Raw genomic sequence first — 18696 nt, 5'->3', positions numbered from 1 at the left:
CTTGCAATGAGGCTTGTTATTCTTCCCTGCGGTGCCCTTCCCGGCAATCAGGGCAGCGACACAAGGTCGCCGCCCCTCCTTTGTATTGCGCTATCAAACTTACCCAGAAGCCTTTACTGCTGCACTTCTTCCTGGCGCGACAGGCTGTAGACATAGGCTGCCACCAGACGGATCTTGTCTTCACGCAGTTTGTCTTTCTGCGACGGCATCTCGTTGCTGCGCCCACCGCGAATGGTGTGCTGAATCTCTTCGCGGCTGCTGCCGTAGAGCCAGATATTGTCGGTCAGGTTGGGAGCGCCCAGAGACTGGTTGCCTTTGCCGTCCACGCCGTGACAGGCCATGCACACGGTACCGAACACCTCTTTGCCTTCCGCGGCCATGGCGGCGTCGTGTTCCAGCCCATTGAGGCTCAGCACATACTCCGTCGCGTTCTTGACGCCCTCTTCGCCGATTACCGGCCCTTGAGGAGGCATCAACCCCTTGCGCCCCTCATGCAGGGTCTCAAGGATTTTTTCCGGGGTACCGCCATACAACCAGTCGTTGTCGGTCAGGTTCGGGAAGCCGTAGTTGCCACCGCCGTCCGCACCGTGACAAACAGAACAGTTGTTGGCAAAGATACGTGCGCCCATTTTCAGCGCTTCGCGACTCTCCGCGATCTTCTCAATCGGCTGGTCAACATACTGGCCAAAGGTATCCTTGAATTCCGCCTGAGCCTTGGCCTGATCCGCTTTCAAGGCACCTACTGAGGTCCAGCCGGCGATGCCTTTGAAGTTACCCATACCCGGGTAGATAACCAGGTAAGCCGCCGAGAAAACCAGAGTCAGAATGAAGAGCAGAAACCACCATTTGGGCAGTGGGTTGTCATACTCTTCGATGCCGTCATAGACGTGGCCAGTGGTCCGGTTCTCCGGGTCTTCCTGGTCGTCCACTGCCACCTTGCGGTTGGCAAACAACACCCAGGTCACCAGCGCGAGATTGGTAAGGGTGAGCACAATTACCCAGATACTCCAACCTGTACTCATTTGTCTTGCCCCTGTTCCTGTTTGGCTCCGTCTTCATCGCCGGAGCGGGATTCGCTCTTTTGAGCGTCCTCTTTTGTTGATTCCTGTTCGTCAGCAAATGGCAATTTGGCGTCCTCTTCAAAGCGCTTTTTACGCTTGGGCGAGAAGGCCCACCAGCAGATTGCCAGAAACGCAACGGCGCCAAGCACCACACCGATTTGCCGCAATACGTTGATATCCACGTTAAGTCCGCCCTTAGCGTTTCTGCTGCACCAGAGTGCCCAGCTGCTGCAGGTAGGCCACCAACGCATCAATTTCCGTTACGCGACCGCCAATAAAAGGTTTGCTGGCATTGGCGATATCTTCATCGGTGTAAGGCACACCGGTTACTCGCAATGCACGCATCTTGTCCGCGGTATGCTCACCGGTCACCACGTTGTCAAACAGCCACGGGTATGACGGCATGATGGATTCCGGCACCACGTTGCGCGGGTTGTACATATGCGCACGATGCCACTCATCAGAGTAACGGCCACCGACACGGGCCAGATCCGGGCCGGTACGCTTTGACCCCCACAGGAACGGGTGGTCATACACATACTCCTGCGCCATGGAGTAATGGCCGTAACGCTCCACCTCCGCACGCAACGGGCGAATCATCTGCGTATGGCACACGTGACAGCCTTCGCGGATATAGATATCACGCCCTTCAAGCTCTACCGGGCCCAGCGGCTCAAGACCGGCAATTGGCTCGTTGTTGTTGGTGGTAAAAAACTGTGGAACGATTTCTACCAGGCCACCGAAGCTGATCGCTACCACGATCAGCACAATCATCAGGCCGATGTTTTTTTCTACGATGTCATGATTCTTCACGATTCGTTCCCCTTATGCCGACTTCGCTACAGGCAGATTTTCATCGTGACGCACTTCGTCTTCCTCGGGCTCATCTGTGATGGTGCGGAATACGTTGTACGCCATCAGGAACATGCCGGTCAGGAAGAAGGCACCACCCAGCCAGCGCACGATGTAACCCGGATGGCTGGCAATCACGCTTTCAACAAAGCTGTAAGTCAGGGTGCCGTCGGCGTTGAAGGCACGCCACATCAGGCCCTGGGTAATACCGTTGACCCACATAGCTGCGATGTACAGCACAGTGCCCACGGTGGCGAGCCAGAAATGTGCGTTAATCAATTTCACGCTGTACATTTCCTTGCGATGCCACAGTACCGGCACCAGGTGATACAGGGCACCGATGGAAATCATTGCCACCCAGCCGAGAGCACCGGAGTGCACGTGGCCAATCGTCCAGTCTGTGTTGTGGGACAGAGCGTTCACGGTCTTGATGGACATCATCGGGCCTTCGAAGGTGGACATACCGTAGAAGGACAGAGATACCACCAGGAAGCGCAGGGTCGGGTCGGTGCGCAGTTTGTGCCAGGCACCGGACAGGGTCATGATGCCGTTGATCATGCCACCCCAGGAGGGCGCCAGCAGGATCACGGACATCACCATCGCCAGGCTCTGGGTCCAGTCCGGCAGCGCGGAGTAATGCAGATGGTGACCACCGGCCCAGACGTAAATGGAGATCAACGCCCAGAAGTGCACGATGGACAGCTGGTAGGAATATACCGGCCGGCCAGCCTGCTTGGGCACGAAGTAATACATGATGCCGAGGAAGGCCGCGGTGAGGAAGAAGCCCACAGCATTGTGCCCGTACCACCACTGGATCATCGCGTCCTTGGTGCCGGAATACATGGAATAGGCTTTCCATGAGTCCGCACTGATCGGCACCGCCAGGTTATTGACGATATGCAGCACCGCAATCGTGATGATGTAAGCACCGAAGAACCAGTTGGCCACGTAAATGTGGGAGGTGCGACGCTTGGCAATGGTGCCAAAGAACACCAGCGCATAGGCAATCCAGATCAGTGCGATCAGGATGTCCAGAGGCCACTCCAGCTCGGCATATTCTTTTGTGGAGGTAATCCCCTGGGGCAGGGTTATGATCGCGCCGAGAATGACCACCTGCCATCCCCAGAAGGTGAACGGGATCATCCAACCGCCCCACAGCCGTGTCTGGCAGGTGCGCTGGACCACGTAATAGGAGGTTGCAAACAGTACGCTGCCACCAAACGCAAAGATCACACCATTGGTGTGCAGCGGTCTGAGACGTCCGAAATGCGTGAAAGGTTGCCAGATATCATTCAGTGCGGGCCATGCCAGCTGCGCGGCGATCAATACGCCGACACCCATGCCAACAATACCCCAGACCACCGACATGATGGTGAACTGGCGCACGATGTTGTAGTCATAGTCCGGCAACTTGCCGGTCTCTGCCACCGTAGTCGTCATTGTGTTACTTCCGTTGCTTTTTGAGATTCGTTTCCGTCAGACACGCAAGACCCCGCCCTTAAAATAGCGGCTATCCCCTTCACCGTAGACGGGACCGGTCGCGAGGCGACGATTTAAACGCATCAATCGTCGCTCGTGACTGATTTAGATCAAGTCGCGGCCTTTACCTGCCGCAATGCGCAGGCGCAAGGCGTTCAATTTGATGAAACCCTCGGCGTCTTTCTGATCATAAGCGCCAGCGTCATCTTCAAAGGTTGCAATGCGCTCATCGAACAGACTGTCTTCAGAGCGGCGCCCTACTGCAGTCACGCTGCCTTTGTATAGTTTCAGACGCACTTCCCCGTTTACCACGGACTGGGACTGGTCAATGGCCGCCTGCAGCATCTCGCGCTCGGGAGACCACCAGTAACCGTTGTAAATCAGCTTCGCGTAGCGCGGCATCAGCTCGTCTTTCAGATGCGCCACTTCGCGGTCCAGCGTGATGGATTCGATCGCGCGGTGGGCCTTGAGCAGAATGGTGCCACCCGGGGTTTCGTAACAGCCGCGGGACTTCATGCCCACATAGCGATTCTCGACGATATCGAGACGGCCGATGCCATTGGCACCGCCCAGCTTGTTCAGTTTTTCCAGCAGTGCGGCGGGGCTCATTTCCTCACCATCGATGGCGACCGGGTCGCCGCCTTTGTACTGCAGGGTGATATAGGTCGGCTGATCCGGTGCCGCTTCGGGGCTGACACTCCAGCGCCACATCTCTTCTTCGGCTTCCGCCCAGGGTTCTTCCAGCACACCGCCCTCGTAGGAAATGTGCAGCAGGTTGGCATCCATGGAGTACGGGGACTTTTTCTTCTTGCCGGAGAAGTCCACGGGAATTTTGTGCTGCTCGCAGTATTCCATCAGTTTTTCGCGGGAGTTGAGATCCCACTCGCGCCAGGGGGCAATCACCTGGATGCCCGGCTTCAGAGCGTAGGCGCCCAATTCAAAGCGTACCTGATCGTTACCTTTACCCGTGGCGCCATGGGAAATGGCATCAGCACCGGTTTCATTGGCGATCTCGATCAGGCGCTTGGCAATCAATGGACGGGCGATGGAGGTGCCCAGCAGGTACTCGCCTTCATAGATGGTGTTGGCGCGAAACATCGGGAATACATAGTCGCGCACGAACTCTTCGCGCAGATCGTCGATGTAGATTTCCTTCACGCCCAGCGCTTCTGCTTTGGCGCGGGCGGGCTCAACTTCTTCTCCCTGACCGATATCCGCGGTAAAGGTAACCACCTCACAGTCGTAGGTATCCTGCAGCCAGCGAACGATTACAGAAGTATCCAGTCCACCGGAATACGCCAATACCACCTTATCGATTTTGCTCATTACAATCCTCTGTGAATAGCGGGAAGCCAGGACCCTGCGGCAACACGCCAGCTCCTTGCAGAGCAAGCGGTATTGGCAAGATGTTCGGTCTGGGGGGATTATTCTTGGAGGTTTACCCAGCGAGTGGGCATACCCCACCCGATTTCGGGGCGCGATTGTAGCGTCTCGAAACGCCTACGACTAGCACCGAAAAATGCAGCCATCTGATCAAACGGCATTATCTCAACACCATTTGATCACTTTACACTCAAACTGCTGACCATTGAGGCAGGCACTGCATGTTTCGCATTTTTTTGGCGCTTCGGGTAGCATCGGCGCCGCGATCAATCCGGTAGGAGACAAGACGGTGGAAACCGAGCAGAAAATTACCCTGCGTGCCCCTGATGACTGGCACATTCATCTACGCGATGGGGACGCCCTGCCCCGCACCGTCGGCGATGCGGCACGTCAGTTCCGTCGCGCCATCATCATGCCCAACCTGGTACCACCGGTCACCAACGCCCAGGGTGCGCAGGCCTACAAAGCGCGCATCCAGGACAGTATTCCCGAGGGTACGCAGTTCGAGCCGCTGATGGTCATCTACCTGACCGATAACACGACCCCTGAAATCGTGCGCGAGGCGCATGCAGCGGGCGTGGTCGCCGCGAAGCTCTATCCGGCCGGTGCCACCACCAACTCTGACTCAGGCGTCACTGATATCAAGAATATCTATCCGGCCCTGGCAGAAATGCAGGAGTGCGGCATGAAACTGCTGCTGCACGGAGAGGTGACTACCAGCGATATCGATATCTTCGACCGCGAGCGGATTTTCATCGAGACCATTCTCGGCCGCGTTGTGGATGATTTCCCCACTCTCAAGGTGGTGCTGGAACATATCACCACCGCCCAAGCGGCCGAGTTTGTTGCCAGCGCCCGTGAGGGCGTCGCAGCCACCATTACCGCCCACCACCTGCTCTACAACCGCAACCACATGCTGGTGGGGGGCATCCGCCCACACTACTACTGCCTGCCAATCCTCAAGCGTGGCGACCACCAGAGCGCACTGATCGATGCGGCGACCAGCGGCAATCCCAGGTTTTTCCTCGGCACCGATTCCGCCCCCCACATCCAGGGTAAAAAGGAATCAGCCTGTGGCTGCGCGGGCTGTTATACCGCCTACACCGCCCTTGAACTGTATGCGGAAGTATTCGAGCGCGCGGGCAAGCTGGATCGACTGCAGAGCTTTGCCAGTGAATTTGGCCCTGACTTCTACGGCCTGCCCCGCAACACCGGTACCGTAACACTGGTAAAATCTCCATGGACAGTGCCCGCGGGTTTACCCATGGGCGAGGAAGCACTGATCCCGCTGGCCGCCGGTGAAACACTGAACTGGCGTCTGCAAGCGGCCGAGTGATCGAGCGCCCGGCAACTTACAAAAAGACCCATCGACCAACAGCAATTCAGGAAACTCCGTGACTCCAGCAGAAGAACCCAACGGCCCCAAGAGTGCTCTGGCGCAACGTTTTCGCGGCTTCCTGCCGGTGGTGCTGGATCTGGAAAGTGGCGGTTTCAATGCGCGCACTGACGCCCTGCTGGAAGTGTCCGCCGTGATCCTCAATATGAACGACGATGGGGACCTGTACCCGGAGTCGGTCCACAGCTTCCATATCGAGCCATTCGACGGCGCGAACATCGAGCAGTCGGCACTGGACTTTATCGGTATCGACCTGGAATCCCCCGACCGCGATGCACTGCCGGAAGAGATTGCGCTACCGGAAATGTTCCGTGCCATTCGCAAGGCCATCAAACACCACAGCTGCACCCGTGCGGTGATGGTGGCGCACAACGCGCACTTTGATCTGGGCTTTATCAATGCGGCGGTCGAGCGCTGCGGTATCAAGCGCAACCCTTTCCACCCGTTTTCCTGCTTTGATACCGCCACCCTCTCCGGGCTGGCCTACGGACAGACGGTACTGGCCAAGGCCTGTCAGGTTGCGGGTATCCCCTTCGATAACAGCAGCGCCCACGCCGCAGACTACGATGCATCCAAAACTGCAGAACTGTTCTGCGGCATCGTCAACCGCTGGAAGGCTCTCGGCGGCTGGCCACCCCTGCCACCAGAAGCCGACAATCCTGAATCAACAGTGGACTCCGAATCCCCCAAGAGTGAATAAGCGCAGCCTTCTGCGCTCTCCAACCTTGGTCGCATATTCACCGTGAGCTGCCCTGGCTAGTCTGGGGTGCTTCCAATAAAAATAACGGTGAAAGCGATGACAAACAGAAAACAACACATCCTCCAGAGCGCAGGCCTGGGACTCTCCTTGATATGCAGTGCCAATGTTGCAGACGCAGGCAGCTGGCAGCAGAACGTGTCCATCGGCGGCTTCAACAAAGTGCATGTCTACACACCTGACACGGCTTCCCCCATCGGCGATGGCAAATCTCTACTGATAGTACTCCATGGCTGCACCCAGTCCATCGACGCCTACCTGAGCGCCAACCTGGAGCAGGCCGCTGAAAAATTCGGCATGGTGGTGGCAGTGCCGGACGCCATGAATAAAGCCGGTTTCAGCTGCTGGTCCTACTGGCAGGGCACCAAATCGCGCACCTCTGGTGACTACAAGAACCTGATCAACCTGGCCAATGCCATGAGCGGAGATGCCGCCCGCGACATCGATCCCGACCAGGTCTATATCGCGGGATTGTCCTCCGGTGCTTCATTTGCCAACACCACCGCCTGTATCGCGCCAGATGTGTTTGCTGGTATGGGGATCAGTGCGGGCCCCAGCATCGGCACCAGCTCCAGCGGCGCCATCGGCAGCTGCGAAACCGCCAATGTCACCAGTCGCTGCAACAGCTACGCAGGCAGTTACGCCAGCCATTTTGATACCCAGATCTCTTCCATTGCCCACGGTACGAGCGATACGACGGTAGACGACTGTTACAACACGCAGAATGCCGAGGGCATGGCCGGGGTCTACGGCGTCAACCAATTGCCGGGCAGCAACACATACAGCGATGGCAGCCGCACCGCCAGTGAAACCCTGTGGGAAGACGGCCGTGTGTCCATGCTCTGGCTCAATGGCGTCGACCACTCCTGGTCCGGCGGACAGGGTGCCAACGGCAGCTATATCAGTGGTGCCGGCATCAATTACGCCAGTTATCTCGGCCAGTATTTCAGCGAAAACAATCGGCGTGTTGATCGCAATCAGGGGCCGGTGCTGAGCGATATCTCTCTTTCCACCAGTGGCAATCAGATTCTGGTAAGCGGCACCGCCACAGACCAGGAAGGCTCGGTACAAGTTGTAGAAGCCACATTTGACGGCGACACCAGCAGTTCGGTGAGCGGAGGCACCGACGCCACTGATTTTTTTTCCCTGACCAGCCCGGCACTGGCCGATGATCTCTATCTGGTGACGGTCGCCGCCACCGACAATGCAGGTGCAAGCGGAGAACCTTTCTCACAGACAGTCCGTGTGGGGCCGGAACCACCCGCCAGTGCACCGGTACTGAGCGAAGTCACCGCTAACGTCGCCGCGCAGTGCGTTACCATTTCCGGCTCTGTAGTGGATGAAAACCAGAACCTGGATACCGTCGAAGTGGCCTTCAACAATAGCACTGTGACGGCCTCTGTTGCGGGCACCAGCTTTTCCGCAGAACAGTGCAACCTGCCCGGAGGCAACGGCAGCGCCACCGTAACCGCGACGGACCTGACAGATCTCTCGAGTAGCACAACCGTTGGCTTCGAGGTGGATGCCGGTGTAACCGCAACGCTGGACACCCATATCGCCGATGGACGCCTGGATTACACCAATTACGCCAACTGCTATCTGGAATACAGCACTGCTGCGTTCCGTCTCGACGAGCTTCCAGCAGGCGGCGGTCAGTGCCAGTGGCAGGATGACGACAGGTCCTGCACAGGTCCGACGGTGGCGTGTTCTGGCAGCAGCGGTGGAAGCAGTAGTGGTGGCAGCAGCGGTGGTGGCGAGGGCGATTGCACCGAGCAATCTGCTTATAACTACTACCACAAGACCGCCGGACGGGCGTACAGCACCGGTAACCCGATGGCTCCGGACTATTTCGCACAAGGGACCGATGAGCCAATGCAGGGGTCTACCTGGGGCCTCAACACCCTGAGCAGTGCTGACGGACAGAACTGGTCGGTCGGAAGCTGCCCCTGAAAATATCCGCCCCCGGGGCTGACAGCGGTGTGAACACCGGTTCTATGGCAGCCCCACTAGGCCAAAAGTACACGTCGAAACAGCAGCGGGTGATTTTTTATACAAAACAGGATATGATACGCCTTCCCTATAGAAACCTGGATAATATTGTGGCTAAGAAAGCTTCCGGCGCATCGAAGCGCGGCAAGGACTCGAACACCCCTCTGGAATCCCGCGAATCCATTGAATCGCAGGTTCAGGCCTTCCTTTCAGGCGGTGGTGAGATCCAGCAGATCCCCAAAGGTGTCAGTGGGCAGACCAATACCTCAGGTCCCAAACATATCACTCTCGGTAAAAAACCCCGCAGCTGATACGCCCCACCTCGTCAGCACCAACTGTATTTCCCCCAAGGCGCAAGCTGTATTGATAGCTCCTTGAGAAGCTCCCAACTTTCCGACCCTGAATCTCGGTGGTTTACCTACGCCTGTATTTCGCGCACGCCCCTCGACATTACCAGTACCAAAGCCGCACCTTGTAGATTGCAAAAATCAGATAGCAAAAAGGGCGGAAAGATCCGCCCTTTTCACGTTCTGTATCAACCGACTCTACACCTCAGGGCATATCATCCAGTTCTGCACCTTCCTTGACCGGCGGCATCAGATCTTCTTTGGAGATGTGCATGGCCATCAGGATATTGGCCGCAACATACACAGAAGAGAATGTACCGATTATCACACCCACGATAAGAGCGAGTGAGAAGTTGTGAATCAGCTCACCACCAAAAAACTGCAGGGCCCACAATACCAGTAAGGTGGTAAAAGAGGTCATAAAGGTACGGCTCAAGGTCTGGCTCATGGAGATATTGATGATCTCCGCCGGCTCAGCCTGACGCACCTTGCGGAAATTCTCCCGCACCCGGTCAAACACTACGATGGTGTCGTTGATTGAGTAGCCGATGACCGCCAGCACCGCAGCCAGAACGGTAAGATCGAAATCCAGTCGCAAAATGGCAAAAAAGCCCAGTACGATAATCACATCGTGAATCAAGGCTACTACAGCGCCCACGGCAAACTTGTACTGGAAGCGCAATGCCACGTAGGCCATCACCACGATCAGGGCAAACAGCATTCCCAGGCCGCCATCATCGCGTAACTCTTCGCCGATCTGCGGGCCAACCATTTCCACCCGACGCAGGTCGATACGGCCATCCGTATGCTGGCGCAAGGCCGCCACCACGTTATCGCCAATGGATTGGGTCGCTTCCGCATCCCGGGCATTCTGCTGCGTCTGCTCCGCGGCAACATCCGGCGGCAATTTGATCAGCAGCTCGCTGTCAGATCCAAACCGCACCACGGCCGCGCCGGCAAAGCCGGCGTCTTCCAGCTGGGAACGTACGTCCTCAATTCGGGGGGCGTTTTCGTAACCCACTTCAATCTGGGTACCGCCGGTAAAGTCGAGTCCCAGCTTCAGACCATTCATGGTAAGGGCAATAATAGACGCGATCACCAGCGCCGCAGATACCGCCGCTGCCACCTTGCGCCAGCGCATGAAATCATACACACGCTTACCCATGTATTCGGTGATCTTGCCGTTTTCTTCTTTGGTATTAGTCATCACCGTCCCCTTAAATCCACAGTTTCTCGACACGGCGACCGCCGTAGAACAAATTGATCAGTGCCCGCGTACCCATGATCGCACTGAACATGGAAGTAAGGATGCCGATCGACAGGGTCACGGCAAAGCCCTGCACCGGGCCGGAACCGATCGCGTACAGAATGACAGCAACAATCAGGGTGGTGAGGTTGGCGTCCACAATCGCACTGTAGGCGTTATCAAAACCGGCATTGATCGCGGACTGCGGCGGCATCCCATTGCGCAACTCCTCCCGTATTCGCGAGAAGATCAGCACGTTGGCATCCACCGCCATACCGATGGTTAGTACCATACCCGCAATACCTGGCAGAGTCAGCGTGGCACCGAGAATCGACATCACCGCCACCAGCAGTACCAGGTTGACTGCCAGGGCGATGTTCGCGGCAAGGCCGAATACGCGGTAGAAGATCAGCATACACAGCACCACTGCCAGCAAACCGATCTGCACCGAGGTCACACCGACCTTGATGTTGTCTGCTCCCAGAGACGGGCCGATCACCCGCTCTTCCACAAAATACATCGGTGCCGCCAGCGCGCCGGCCCGCAGTAGCAGCGCGAGCTCCTGGGCCTCGGCCGGGCTGTCCAGGCCGGTGGTGCGGAACTGCCTGCCCAGCGGACTCTGTACCGTGGCCAGGCTGATAATTTTCTTGTCATCTGTACGGCGCTGTACAGTAATCTCATTACCCTCTTCATCGACCGTTGTTTCCGGGATGAAACGGCTCTCGATAAACAGGGTCCCCATGCGGCGCCCCACGTTCTTCCAGGTCGCACGGTGCATCATTTCGCCACCGCGAGAATCGAGGGTGATATTCACCTGCGGGAAACCGCTCTCGTCATAACCGACGCGGGCATCGGTCACCCGATCGCCCTTGATGATGATGTCGCGCTCGAGCCAGGCACCACCGTAAGCAGCGCGCTCGCGTTCGTTGCGATATTCGAAATACTCTTTATTGGTCACCAGCGCATCCGGCTTGGCTTCCATGCGGTATTCCAGGTTTGCGGTTTTACCGATGATGCGCTTCGCTTCCGCGGTGTCCTGCACACCGGGCAGTTCAACCACGATACGGTTGCGCCCCTGACGCTGGACAATGGGCTCGGCAACACCCAGCTCATTTACACGGTTGCGCAGCGTGGTGAGGTTCTGGGTAACGGCGTAGTCTTCGAGTTGCTTGATTTCCTGCTCTTGCAGCGTCGCGCGCACCTCAAGATTATTGCCACTGCCCGCTTCGCGCAGTTGCAGGGTCGGGAATTCCTTGCGCAATGTGCGCATTGCCAGGCTCTGAAGCTCCCCGGTGCGGAAACGGGCAACAATCTCCCGGTCATCGACCAGATCCACACTGCGATAGCGGGCTTTTGCCGCGCGCAGCTTGGATTTCACGTCAGAGACGTAGCCTTCCATATTGGTCTTTACGATGGTGTTGGTATCCACCTCCATCAGAAAGTGCACACCGCCGGCCAGGTCAAGGCCAAGCTTCATCGGGCTCGCGCCCATGTTCATCAGCCATTCCGGCGTGGTCGGCGCCAGGTTGAGCGCCACGACGTAGTCACCGTGGCCCAGCGCTTCCTGAATCGCACGCTTCGCCGGCAGCTGCTCTTCGATAGACTTCAGTCGCAGCAGAACGGATTTATCCTGAACTTCGCCGCCAAAATGGGCGATATCCGCATCATCCAGCGCCTTTTCCGCTTGGTTCAATACGTTCTGATCAATCTTGAGCGCACTGGACTGACCTGAGATCTGCACAGCGGGATCGGGCGGATAGAGGTTGGGCGCCGCGTAGAGCAGCCCCAGACCGGCGATAATCAGGATCAGGAGATATTTCCAGATGGGATAGCGATTCATGCTGTTCTCATTGTTGGACTGGCACCATTCCTGGTGCTCGTTTATAGCGATAACCGCAGATATGCGGGCTTGGGCCGCCGATTGCAAGACCGTAGGCCGGTTCGGGGACAGCCCCTGAGTGGGGGCTGATTATACGGGGATGGGCAGTGGGCACAAATGCGTGCCACTGACGCCTATCTCAACTCGGGTACTTCCCGCCCCAACCCGGCGTAGAACTCGGCAACCACCGCTTCCAGGCGGCCTTCGGCAATCCCGTCCCGCAGGCGCTGCATCACCCGCTGGTAGTGTCGCAGGTTGTGGATGGTGTTCAGCTGCGAGCCCAGAATTTCGCCGCATTTGTCCAGGTGATGCAGGTAGCTTCGGGAAAAGTGCCGACAGGTATAGCAGTCGCAATCCTCCTCCAGCGGCCGTGTATCGTGACGGTGGCTGGCATTACGGATCTTGACCACCCCGGCGAAGGTGAACAGATGGCCATTGCGCGCGTTGCGGGTAGGCATCACGCAATCAAACATGTCCACGCCACGGCGCACCCCCTCCACCAGATCCTCCGGTTTACCCACACCCATCAGGTAACGGGGCTTGTCTGCGGGCATCTGGTAGGCCAGGTGGTCGAGCACCTTGATCATCTCGTCCTTGGGCTCCCCCACTGACAATCCCCCGATGGCGTAACCGTCAAAGCCGATATCCGTCAGCCCGGCGAGGGAAACATCCCGCAGCTCCGGGTACATCCCACCCTGGACGATGCCAAACAGTGCGGCGGGATTGTCACCGTGGGCATCCTTGGAGCGTTTGGCCCAGCGCAGGGAAAGCTCCATGGACTTGCGGGCCTCATCCGGGGTTGCGGGATAAGGCGTGCATTCGTCAAATATCATCACCACATCCGAGCCCAGGTCCTTCTGGACCGCCATGGACTCCTCGGGCCCCATAAATACCGGGCTGCCATCCACCGGCGATTTGAAAGACACACCGTCCTCGGTGATCTTGCGCATTTTACCCAGGCTGAACACCTGAAAACCGCCGGAGTCCGTCAGAATCGGGCCCTGCCACTGCATAAAGTCGTGCAGATCGCCGTGGGCTTTGATCACTTCGGTTCCCGGGCGCAACATCAGGTGAAACGTATTGCCGAGGATGATGTGGGCATCGATATCTTCCACATCCCGCGGCAACATCCCCTTGACGGTGCCATAGGTTCCCACCGGCATGAATGCGGGGGTCTCCACGGCACCCCGCGGGAAACGCAGACGCCCGCGGCGCGCCTTACCATCGGTGGTATCCACTTCAAATGTCATGAAACACTGTCGGCTCAAGACGGCTCTCCTCTTTGGTTACAAACTGGGCTCAGAGCGAGCCGACTTCGGATGGATCCACATTGTCTTTGCGCTCAATCAGCATCGCGTCACCATAGCTGAAGAAGCGATAGCGCTCTGCTACCGCAGCCTCATAGGCCTTCATGGTATTGCGATAGCCCGCAAAGGCACTGACCAGCATCAACAGGGTAGATTCCGGCAGGTGAAAATTGGTGATCAGACGGTCGACGACCCGGAACTGGTAGCCGGGAAAAATAAAGATATCCGTTTCACCGGTGGTGGGCTTCAGAGCACCGTCAGCCGCTGCACTTTCCAAAGCGCGCACACTGGTAGTGCCCACCGCGATCACTTTGCCGCCGCGTGCGCGGCAGGCGGCAACGGCCTGACACACGCTTTCGGGGACATGCAGCACTTCACTGTGCATTTTGTGGGTATGCACGTCATCCACGCGCACCGGCTGGAAGGTGCCCGCTCCCACATGTAGCGTGACAAACGCCGTTTCGATGCCCTTGGCACGCAGGGTCTCGAGCATCTCATCATCAAAGTGAAGCCCGGCAGTGGGGGCGGCCACTGCACCGGCATTGCGGTTGTATACCGTCTGGTAGCGCTCTTTATCCGTTTCGTCATCGGGGCGATCAATATACGGCGGCAAGGGCATATGCCCCAGGCGCTCAAGAACGGAAAATACCCCTTCCTCAGGAAAACCCAGTTCAAACAGTGCATCGTGACGCGCCAGCATCTCGAGCTGCGTGTCATCTTCCAGCAGAATCCCGGTGCCCGGCTTGGGCGACTTGCTGGAACGTACGTGCGCCAGCACGCTCCGGTCATCCAGTACCCGCTCCACCAGTATTTCCAGTTTACCCCCACTCTCCTTGCGCCCGAACAGGCGCGCTGGAATCACCCGGGTGTCATTGAACACCAATAGGTCGCCGGGAGAGAGCAATGAGGGCAGATCCACAAACTGGCGATGGGACAACCCACCGTCACTACCATTCAGGCACAACAAGCGGCTTCCGCGACGCTCTTTGGCTGGCGAGCGGGCGATCAGTTCATCGGGTAAGTCGAAATAAAAATCCTGGCGGCGCATGAGTAGATTCTATACAGCTATTGGTCGGCGCGAAGAGTAACGGAAACCGGCCACAGCGCCAAATCTGGTTGACCCGGACCCGCCCATGACTATAATCGTCCCCTCAATTGAGGTTGGCAAACGTGCCAGCTCCTCTCTGCCAGAGTGGTGAAATTGGTAGACACAGGGGATTCAAAATCCCCCGCCTTAACGGGTGTGCCGGTTCGAGTCCGGCCTCTGGTACCAAACAGTAAAGCCCTGGTCGCGCGAGCGACCAGGGCTTTTTTGTGGGTATTATTTGCAGCAGTGGTTTGTAAGCGCAAGATTACCCGACATCCCAGTGCACGAATCTAAGGTGGCTTTTTTCAAACAAGAAAAAGGCCCAGCCGCGTTAGCGACTGGGCCTTTGAATTAAAGCCTGACAAACGGCAACGTCGTTTGGACTGCCGCGGGCAGCCCGAAGGGTGAGGGCCGCAGGCCCGAGTCACCATGACCTTTTCACGCAGCGAAAAATAGGTCATCGGCAGGCGTAAAAGAAAAAAGGCCGTACAGTTTCCTGTACGGCCTTTCGGGATAGAAGCCTGACGATGACCTACTCTCACATGGCGAATCACCACACTACCATCGGCGATACTGCGTTTCACTTCTGAGTTCGGCAAGGGATCAGGTGGTTCCACAGTTCTATGGTCGTCAGGCAAACTGGCTTGGGTTGGCTTGGTCTTATGGGCTGCTCTTGATATCAAGGGCCCTGCGCTGCCGTGTTACCGCCGTTTGCACGATCTTTCGATCAACGGTAACCCCAAATAATTCGGTAAAACAATCTGTAGTAATACACCGCAAGAACTCTGTATGTCTCTCGTTGCTTGCGCCTTAACGCTCACAATCCAATCCAGCCTTGCTAGATAATCGTCAGTAACCATCTCTGTTGTATGGTCAAGCCGCACGGGCAATTAGTACTGGTTAGCTCAACGCCTCACAACGCTTCCACACCCAGCCTATCAACCTGGTAGTCTTCCAGGGCCCTTTAGGGAACTCGAGGTTCCAGGGAGATCTCATCTTGAAGGAGGCTTCCCGCTTAGATGCTTTCAGCGGTTATCCCGTCCGAACATAGCTACCGGGCAATGCCACTGGCGTGACAACCCGAACACCAGAGGTTCGTTCACTCCGGTCCTCTCGTACTAGGAGCAACTCTTCTCAAATCTCCAACGCCCACGGCAGATAGGGACCGAACTGTCTCACGACGTTCTAAACCCAGCTCGCGTACCACTTTAAATGGCGAACAGCCATACCCTTGGGACCGGCTTCAGCCCCAGGATGTGATGAGCCGACATCGAGGTGCCAAACACCGCCGTCGATGTGAACTCTTGGGCGGTATCAGCCTGTTATCCCCGGAGTACCTTTTATCCGTTGAGCGACGACCCTTCCATTCAGAATCGCCGGATCACTATGACCTACTTTCGTACCTGCTCGTCATGTCTGACTCGCAGTCAAGCGCACTTATACCATTATGCTCATTGCATGATTTCCGACCATGCTGAGTGCACCTTCGTACTCCTCCGTTACTCTTTGGGAGGAGACCGCCCCAGTCAAACTACCCACCATACACTGTCCCCGATCCCGATAAGGGAACTGGGTTAGAACCTCAAACATACCAGGGTGGTATTTCAAGGATGGCTCCACTGCAACTGGCGTCACAGCTTCAAAGCCTCCCACCTATCCTACACAAGTAGGCTCAAAGTTCAGTGCAAAGCTGTAGTAAAGGTTCACGGGGTCTTTCCGTCTAGCCGCGGGTACACTGCATCTTAACAGCGATTTCAATTTCACTGAGTCTCTGGTGGAGACAGCGTGGCCATCGTTACGCCATTCGTGCAGGTCGGAACTTACCCGACAAGGAATTTCGCTACCTTAGGACCGTTATAGTTACGGCCGCCGTTTACCGGGGCTTCGATCAAGAGCTTCGCCTAAGCTAACCCCATCAATTAACCTTCCGGCACCGGGCAGGCGTCATACCGTATACGTCCACTTACGTGTTTGCACAGTACTATGTTTTTAATAAACAGTCGCAGCCACCTGGTCACTTCGACCGGTCTCAGCTTAGGGAGCAAGTCCCATCACCAAAACCGGCGTACCTTCTCCCGAAGTTACGGTACCATTTTGCCTAGTTCCTTCACCAGAGTTCTCTCAAGCGCCTTGGTATTCTCTACCTGACCACCTGTGTCGGTTTAGAGTACGGTTCGCAATTGCCTGAAGCTTAGAAGTTTTTCCTGGAAGCATGGCATCAACCACTTCACCTACAAAGTAGGCTTCGTCATCAGCTCTCGGCCTTAGGGACCCGGATTTGCCTAAGTCCCCAGCCTACTACCTTAAACACGGACAACCAATCGCCGTGCTGGCCTAGCCTTCTCCGTCACTCCATCGCAGCAATTGCAAGTACAGGAATGTTAACCTGTTTCCCATCGACTACGGCCTTCGCCCTCGCCTTAGGGGCCGACTAACCCTGTCCCGATTAGCGTTGGACAGGAACCCTTGGTCTTCCGGCGGGGAGGTTTTTCACCCCCCTTATCGTTACTCATGTCAGCATTCGCACTTGTGATACCTCCAGCAAACTTCACAGTTCACCTTCAGCGGCTTACACAACGCTCCTCTACCATGCAACAAAGTTGCATCCGCAGCTTCGGTTATCAGTTTGAGCCCCGGTATATCTTCCGCGCGGGCCGACTCGACTAGTGAGCTATTACGCTTTCTTTAAAAGATGGCTGCTTCTAAGCCAACTTCCTAGCTGTCTGGGCCTTCCCACATCGTTTCCCACTTAACTGATATTTGGGACCTTAGCTGGCGGTCTGGGTTGTTTCCCTTTCCACGACGGACGTTAGCACCCGCCGTGTGTCTCCCGCGATTGCACTCCACGGTATTCGGAGTTTGCATGGGGTTGGTAAGTCGGGATGACCCCCTAGCCCAAACAGTGCTCTACCCCCGTGGGTGAGACGCGAGGCGCTACCTAAATAGCTTTCGAGGAGAACCAGCTATCTCCCGGCTTGATTAGCCTTTCACTCCGATCCACAGGTCATCTCCTAATTTTTCAACATTAGTGAGTTCGGTCCTCCAATTGATGTTACTCAATCTTCAACCTGCCCATGGATAGATCGCCGGGTTTCGGGTCTATTGCCTGCAACTGAACGCCCTATTAAGACTCGATTTCTCTACGGCTCCCCTATGCGGTTAACCTTGCTACAGACAATAAGTCGCTGACCCATTATACAAAAGGTACGCAGTCACCCCGAAGGGCTCCTACTGCTTGTACGTATACGGTTTCAGGTTCTATTTCACTCCCCTCTCCGGGGTTCTTTTCGCCTTTCCCTCACGGTACTGGTTCACTATCGGTCAGCTGGGAGTATTTAGCCTTGGAGGATGGTCCCCCCATGTTCAGTCAAGATAACACGTGTCCCGACCTACTCGATTTCACTCTAAATGCCTTTTCGTGTACGGGGCTATCACCCTGTATCGCGGAACTTTCCAGATCCTTCCACTAAGACAAAAAGAGCTTAAGGGCTAATCCCCTTTCGCTCGCCGCTACTCAGGGAATCTCGGTTGATTTCTTTTCCTCCGGGTACTTAGATGTTTCAGTTCCCCGGGTTCGCCTCACATAGCTATGTATTCACTATGTGATACCTTAAAAAAGGTGGGTTTCCCCATTCGGAAATCCCTGGATCAAAGTCTGTGTGCCGACTCCCCAGGGCTTATCGCAGGCTCCTACGTCCTTCATCGCCTCCAGCTGCCAAGGCATCCACCGTATACGCTTAGTCGCTTGACCATACAACACAAACGACTACTAACGACTTATTACATCCAATCTCGATAAAATCACCGGATCGGACGCCGGATTGTGTGCTTGAGAGACACACATTTCTATTGATGTTGAGTATTGTTAGTACTCAACCTCGCCTTGCAGTGTATTACTACAAATTGTTTTACC

Annotated in this window: 13 protein-coding genes, 1 tRNA gene and 2 rRNA genes; 5 read left to right on the top strand and 11 right to left on the bottom strand. The window is 56.3% G+C overall.

Features of this window, described 5'->3' with window-relative positions; all coding sequences use genetic code 11:
* Nucleotides 1–113: 113 nt before the first annotated feature.
* From ccoP to LPW13_RS03840, 5 genes are all read right to left on the bottom strand, one after another.
* Nucleotides 114–1022 (bottom strand): cytochrome-c oxidase, cbb3-type subunit III, encoded by a 909-nt coding sequence (gene ccoP / locus LPW13_RS03860; protein ID WP_230438123.1) that lies wholly within the window; start codon nucleotides 1020–1022, stop codon nucleotides 114–116.
* Nucleotides 1019–1243, bottom strand: coding sequence for a cbb3-type cytochrome oxidase subunit 3 (locus tag LPW13_RS03855; protein ID WP_230438122.1), 225 nt, complete (start codon nucleotides 1241–1243; stop codon nucleotides 1019–1021). Before LPW13_RS03855 ends, ccoP begins: the two co-directional genes overlap by 4 nt.
* 13 nt (nucleotides 1244–1256) lie before the next feature.
* The gene (gene ccoO / locus LPW13_RS03850) at nucleotides 1257–1874 is read right to left on the bottom strand and encodes a cytochrome-c oxidase, cbb3-type subunit II (RefSeq protein WP_230438121.1); all 618 of its coding nucleotides are present in this window, start codon (nucleotides 1872–1874) and stop codon (nucleotides 1257–1259) included.
* A gap of 12 nt (nucleotides 1875–1886) precedes the next feature.
* The gene (gene ccoN / locus LPW13_RS03845; RefSeq protein WP_230438120.1) at nucleotides 1887–3353 is read right to left on the bottom strand and encodes a cytochrome-c oxidase, cbb3-type subunit I; all 1467 of its coding nucleotides are present in this window, start codon (nucleotides 3351–3353) and stop codon (nucleotides 1887–1889) included.
* Nucleotides 3354–3497: 144 nt separating this feature from the next.
* Nucleotides 3498–4718: an argininosuccinate synthase gene (locus tag LPW13_RS03840; RefSeq protein ID WP_230438119.1), complete on the bottom strand. Its 1221-nt coding sequence runs from the start codon at nucleotides 4716–4718 to the stop codon at nucleotides 3498–3500.
* A 346-nt stretch (nucleotides 4719–5064) separates the two neighbouring features.
* Between LPW13_RS03840 and pyrC the strand changes: the two genes are divergently transcribed.
* From pyrC to LPW13_RS03820, 4 genes are all read left to right on the top strand, one after another.
* Nucleotides 5065–6111: a dihydroorotase gene (pyrC, locus tag LPW13_RS03835; RefSeq protein ID WP_230438118.1), complete on the top strand. Its 1047-nt coding sequence runs from the start codon at nucleotides 5065–5067 to the stop codon at nucleotides 6109–6111.
* A gap of 58 nt (nucleotides 6112–6169) precedes the next feature.
* Nucleotides 6170–6871, top strand: coding sequence for a ribonuclease T (rnt, locus tag LPW13_RS03830; protein WP_230438117.1), 702 nt, complete (start codon nucleotides 6170–6172; stop codon nucleotides 6869–6871).
* A gap of 96 nt (nucleotides 6872–6967) precedes the next feature.
* A complete protein-coding gene (locus LPW13_RS03825; protein ID WP_230438116.1) occupies nucleotides 6968–8878 on the top strand; it encodes an extracellular catalytic domain type 1 short-chain-length polyhydroxyalkanoate depolymerase in 1911 nt (636 codons plus the stop codon).
* A 149-nt stretch (nucleotides 8879–9027) separates the two neighbouring features.
* On the top strand, nucleotides 9028–9228 hold the full coding sequence (locus LPW13_RS03820; protein ID WP_230438115.1) for a hypothetical protein: 201 nt from the start codon (nucleotides 9028–9030) through the stop codon (nucleotides 9226–9228).
* Between the two features lie 241 nt (nucleotides 9229–9469).
* On the opposite strand, the gene secF is transcribed toward LPW13_RS03820, so the two are convergent.
* From secF to queA, 4 genes are all read right to left on the bottom strand, one after another.
* On the bottom strand, nucleotides 9470–10471 hold the full coding sequence (secF, locus tag LPW13_RS03815; RefSeq protein ID WP_230438114.1) for a protein translocase subunit SecF: 1002 nt from the start codon (nucleotides 10469–10471) through the stop codon (nucleotides 9470–9472).
* A 10-nt stretch (nucleotides 10472–10481) separates the two neighbouring features.
* The gene (secD, locus tag LPW13_RS03810) at nucleotides 10482–12350 is read right to left on the bottom strand and encodes a protein translocase subunit SecD (RefSeq protein ID WP_230438113.1); all 1869 of its coding nucleotides are present in this window, start codon (nucleotides 12348–12350) and stop codon (nucleotides 10482–10484) included.
* A gap of 173 nt (nucleotides 12351–12523) precedes the next feature.
* Nucleotides 12524–13639: a tRNA guanosine(34) transglycosylase Tgt gene (gene tgt / locus LPW13_RS03805; protein ID WP_452308113.1), complete on the bottom strand. Its 1116-nt coding sequence runs from the start codon at nucleotides 13637–13639 to the stop codon at nucleotides 12524–12526.
* Between the two features lie 49 nt (nucleotides 13640–13688).
* On the bottom strand, nucleotides 13689–14744 hold the full coding sequence (gene queA, locus LPW13_RS03800; RefSeq protein ID WP_230438111.1) for a tRNA preQ1(34) S-adenosylmethionine ribosyltransferase-isomerase QueA: 1056 nt from the start codon (nucleotides 14742–14744) through the stop codon (nucleotides 13689–13691).
* Between the two features lie 138 nt (nucleotides 14745–14882).
* On the opposite strand from queA, the gene LPW13_RS03795 reads away from it, so the two are divergent.
* Nucleotides 14883–14969: transfer RNA gene (locus LPW13_RS03795), tRNA-Leu, on the top strand.
* 333 nt (nucleotides 14970–15302) lie between these two features.
* Here the strand turns inward: LPW13_RS03795 and rrf are convergent.
* A 5S ribosomal RNA gene (gene rrf, locus LPW13_RS03790) occupies nucleotides 15303–15418 on the bottom strand.
* A gap of 234 nt (nucleotides 15419–15652) precedes the next feature.
* Nucleotides 15653–18534, bottom strand: a 23S ribosomal RNA gene (locus tag LPW13_RS03785).
* Between the last annotated feature and the right edge of the window lie 162 nt (nucleotides 18535–18696).

The sequence above is a fragment of the Microbulbifer celer genome, assembly GCF_020991125.1.
Taxonomy (GTDB): Bacteria; Pseudomonadota; Gammaproteobacteria; order Pseudomonadales; family Cellvibrionaceae; genus Microbulbifer; species Microbulbifer celer.
Note: the sequence above shows the minus strand (reverse complement) of the source record. Positions and strands in the feature narration are given on the sequence as shown.

What these genes read in the sequence shown, in the direction of transcription:
- tgt (WP_452308113.1), bottom strand. Translation starts at nt 13,639, where the DNA reads ATGACATTTGAAGTGGATACCACCGATGGTAAGGCGCGCCGCGGGCGT.
- LPW13_RS03825 (WP_230438116.1), top strand. Translation starts at nt 6,968, where the DNA reads ATGACAAACAGAAAACAACACATCCTCCAGAGCGCAGGCCTGGGACTC.
- ccoP (WP_230438123.1), bottom strand. Translation starts at nt 1,022, where the DNA reads ATGAGTACAGGTTGGAGTATCTGGGTAATTGTGCTCACCCTTACCAAT.
- queA (WP_230438111.1), bottom strand. Translation starts at nt 14,744, where the DNA reads ATGCGCCGCCAGGATTTTTATTTCGACTTACCCGATGAACTGATCGCC.
- ccoN (WP_230438120.1), bottom strand. Translation starts at nt 3,353, where the DNA reads ATGACGACTACGGTGGCAGAGACCGGCAAGTTGCCGGACTATGACTAC.
- LPW13_RS03840 (WP_230438119.1), bottom strand. Translation starts at nt 4,718, where the DNA reads ATGAGCAAAATCGATAAGGTGGTATTGGCGTATTCCGGTGGACTGGAT.
- secD (WP_230438113.1), bottom strand. Translation starts at nt 12,350, where the DNA reads ATGAATCGCTATCCCATCTGGAAATATCTCCTGATCCTGATTATCGCC.
- secF (WP_230438114.1), bottom strand. Translation starts at nt 10,471, where the DNA reads ATGACTAATACCAAAGAAGAAAACGGCAAGATCACCGAATACATGGGT.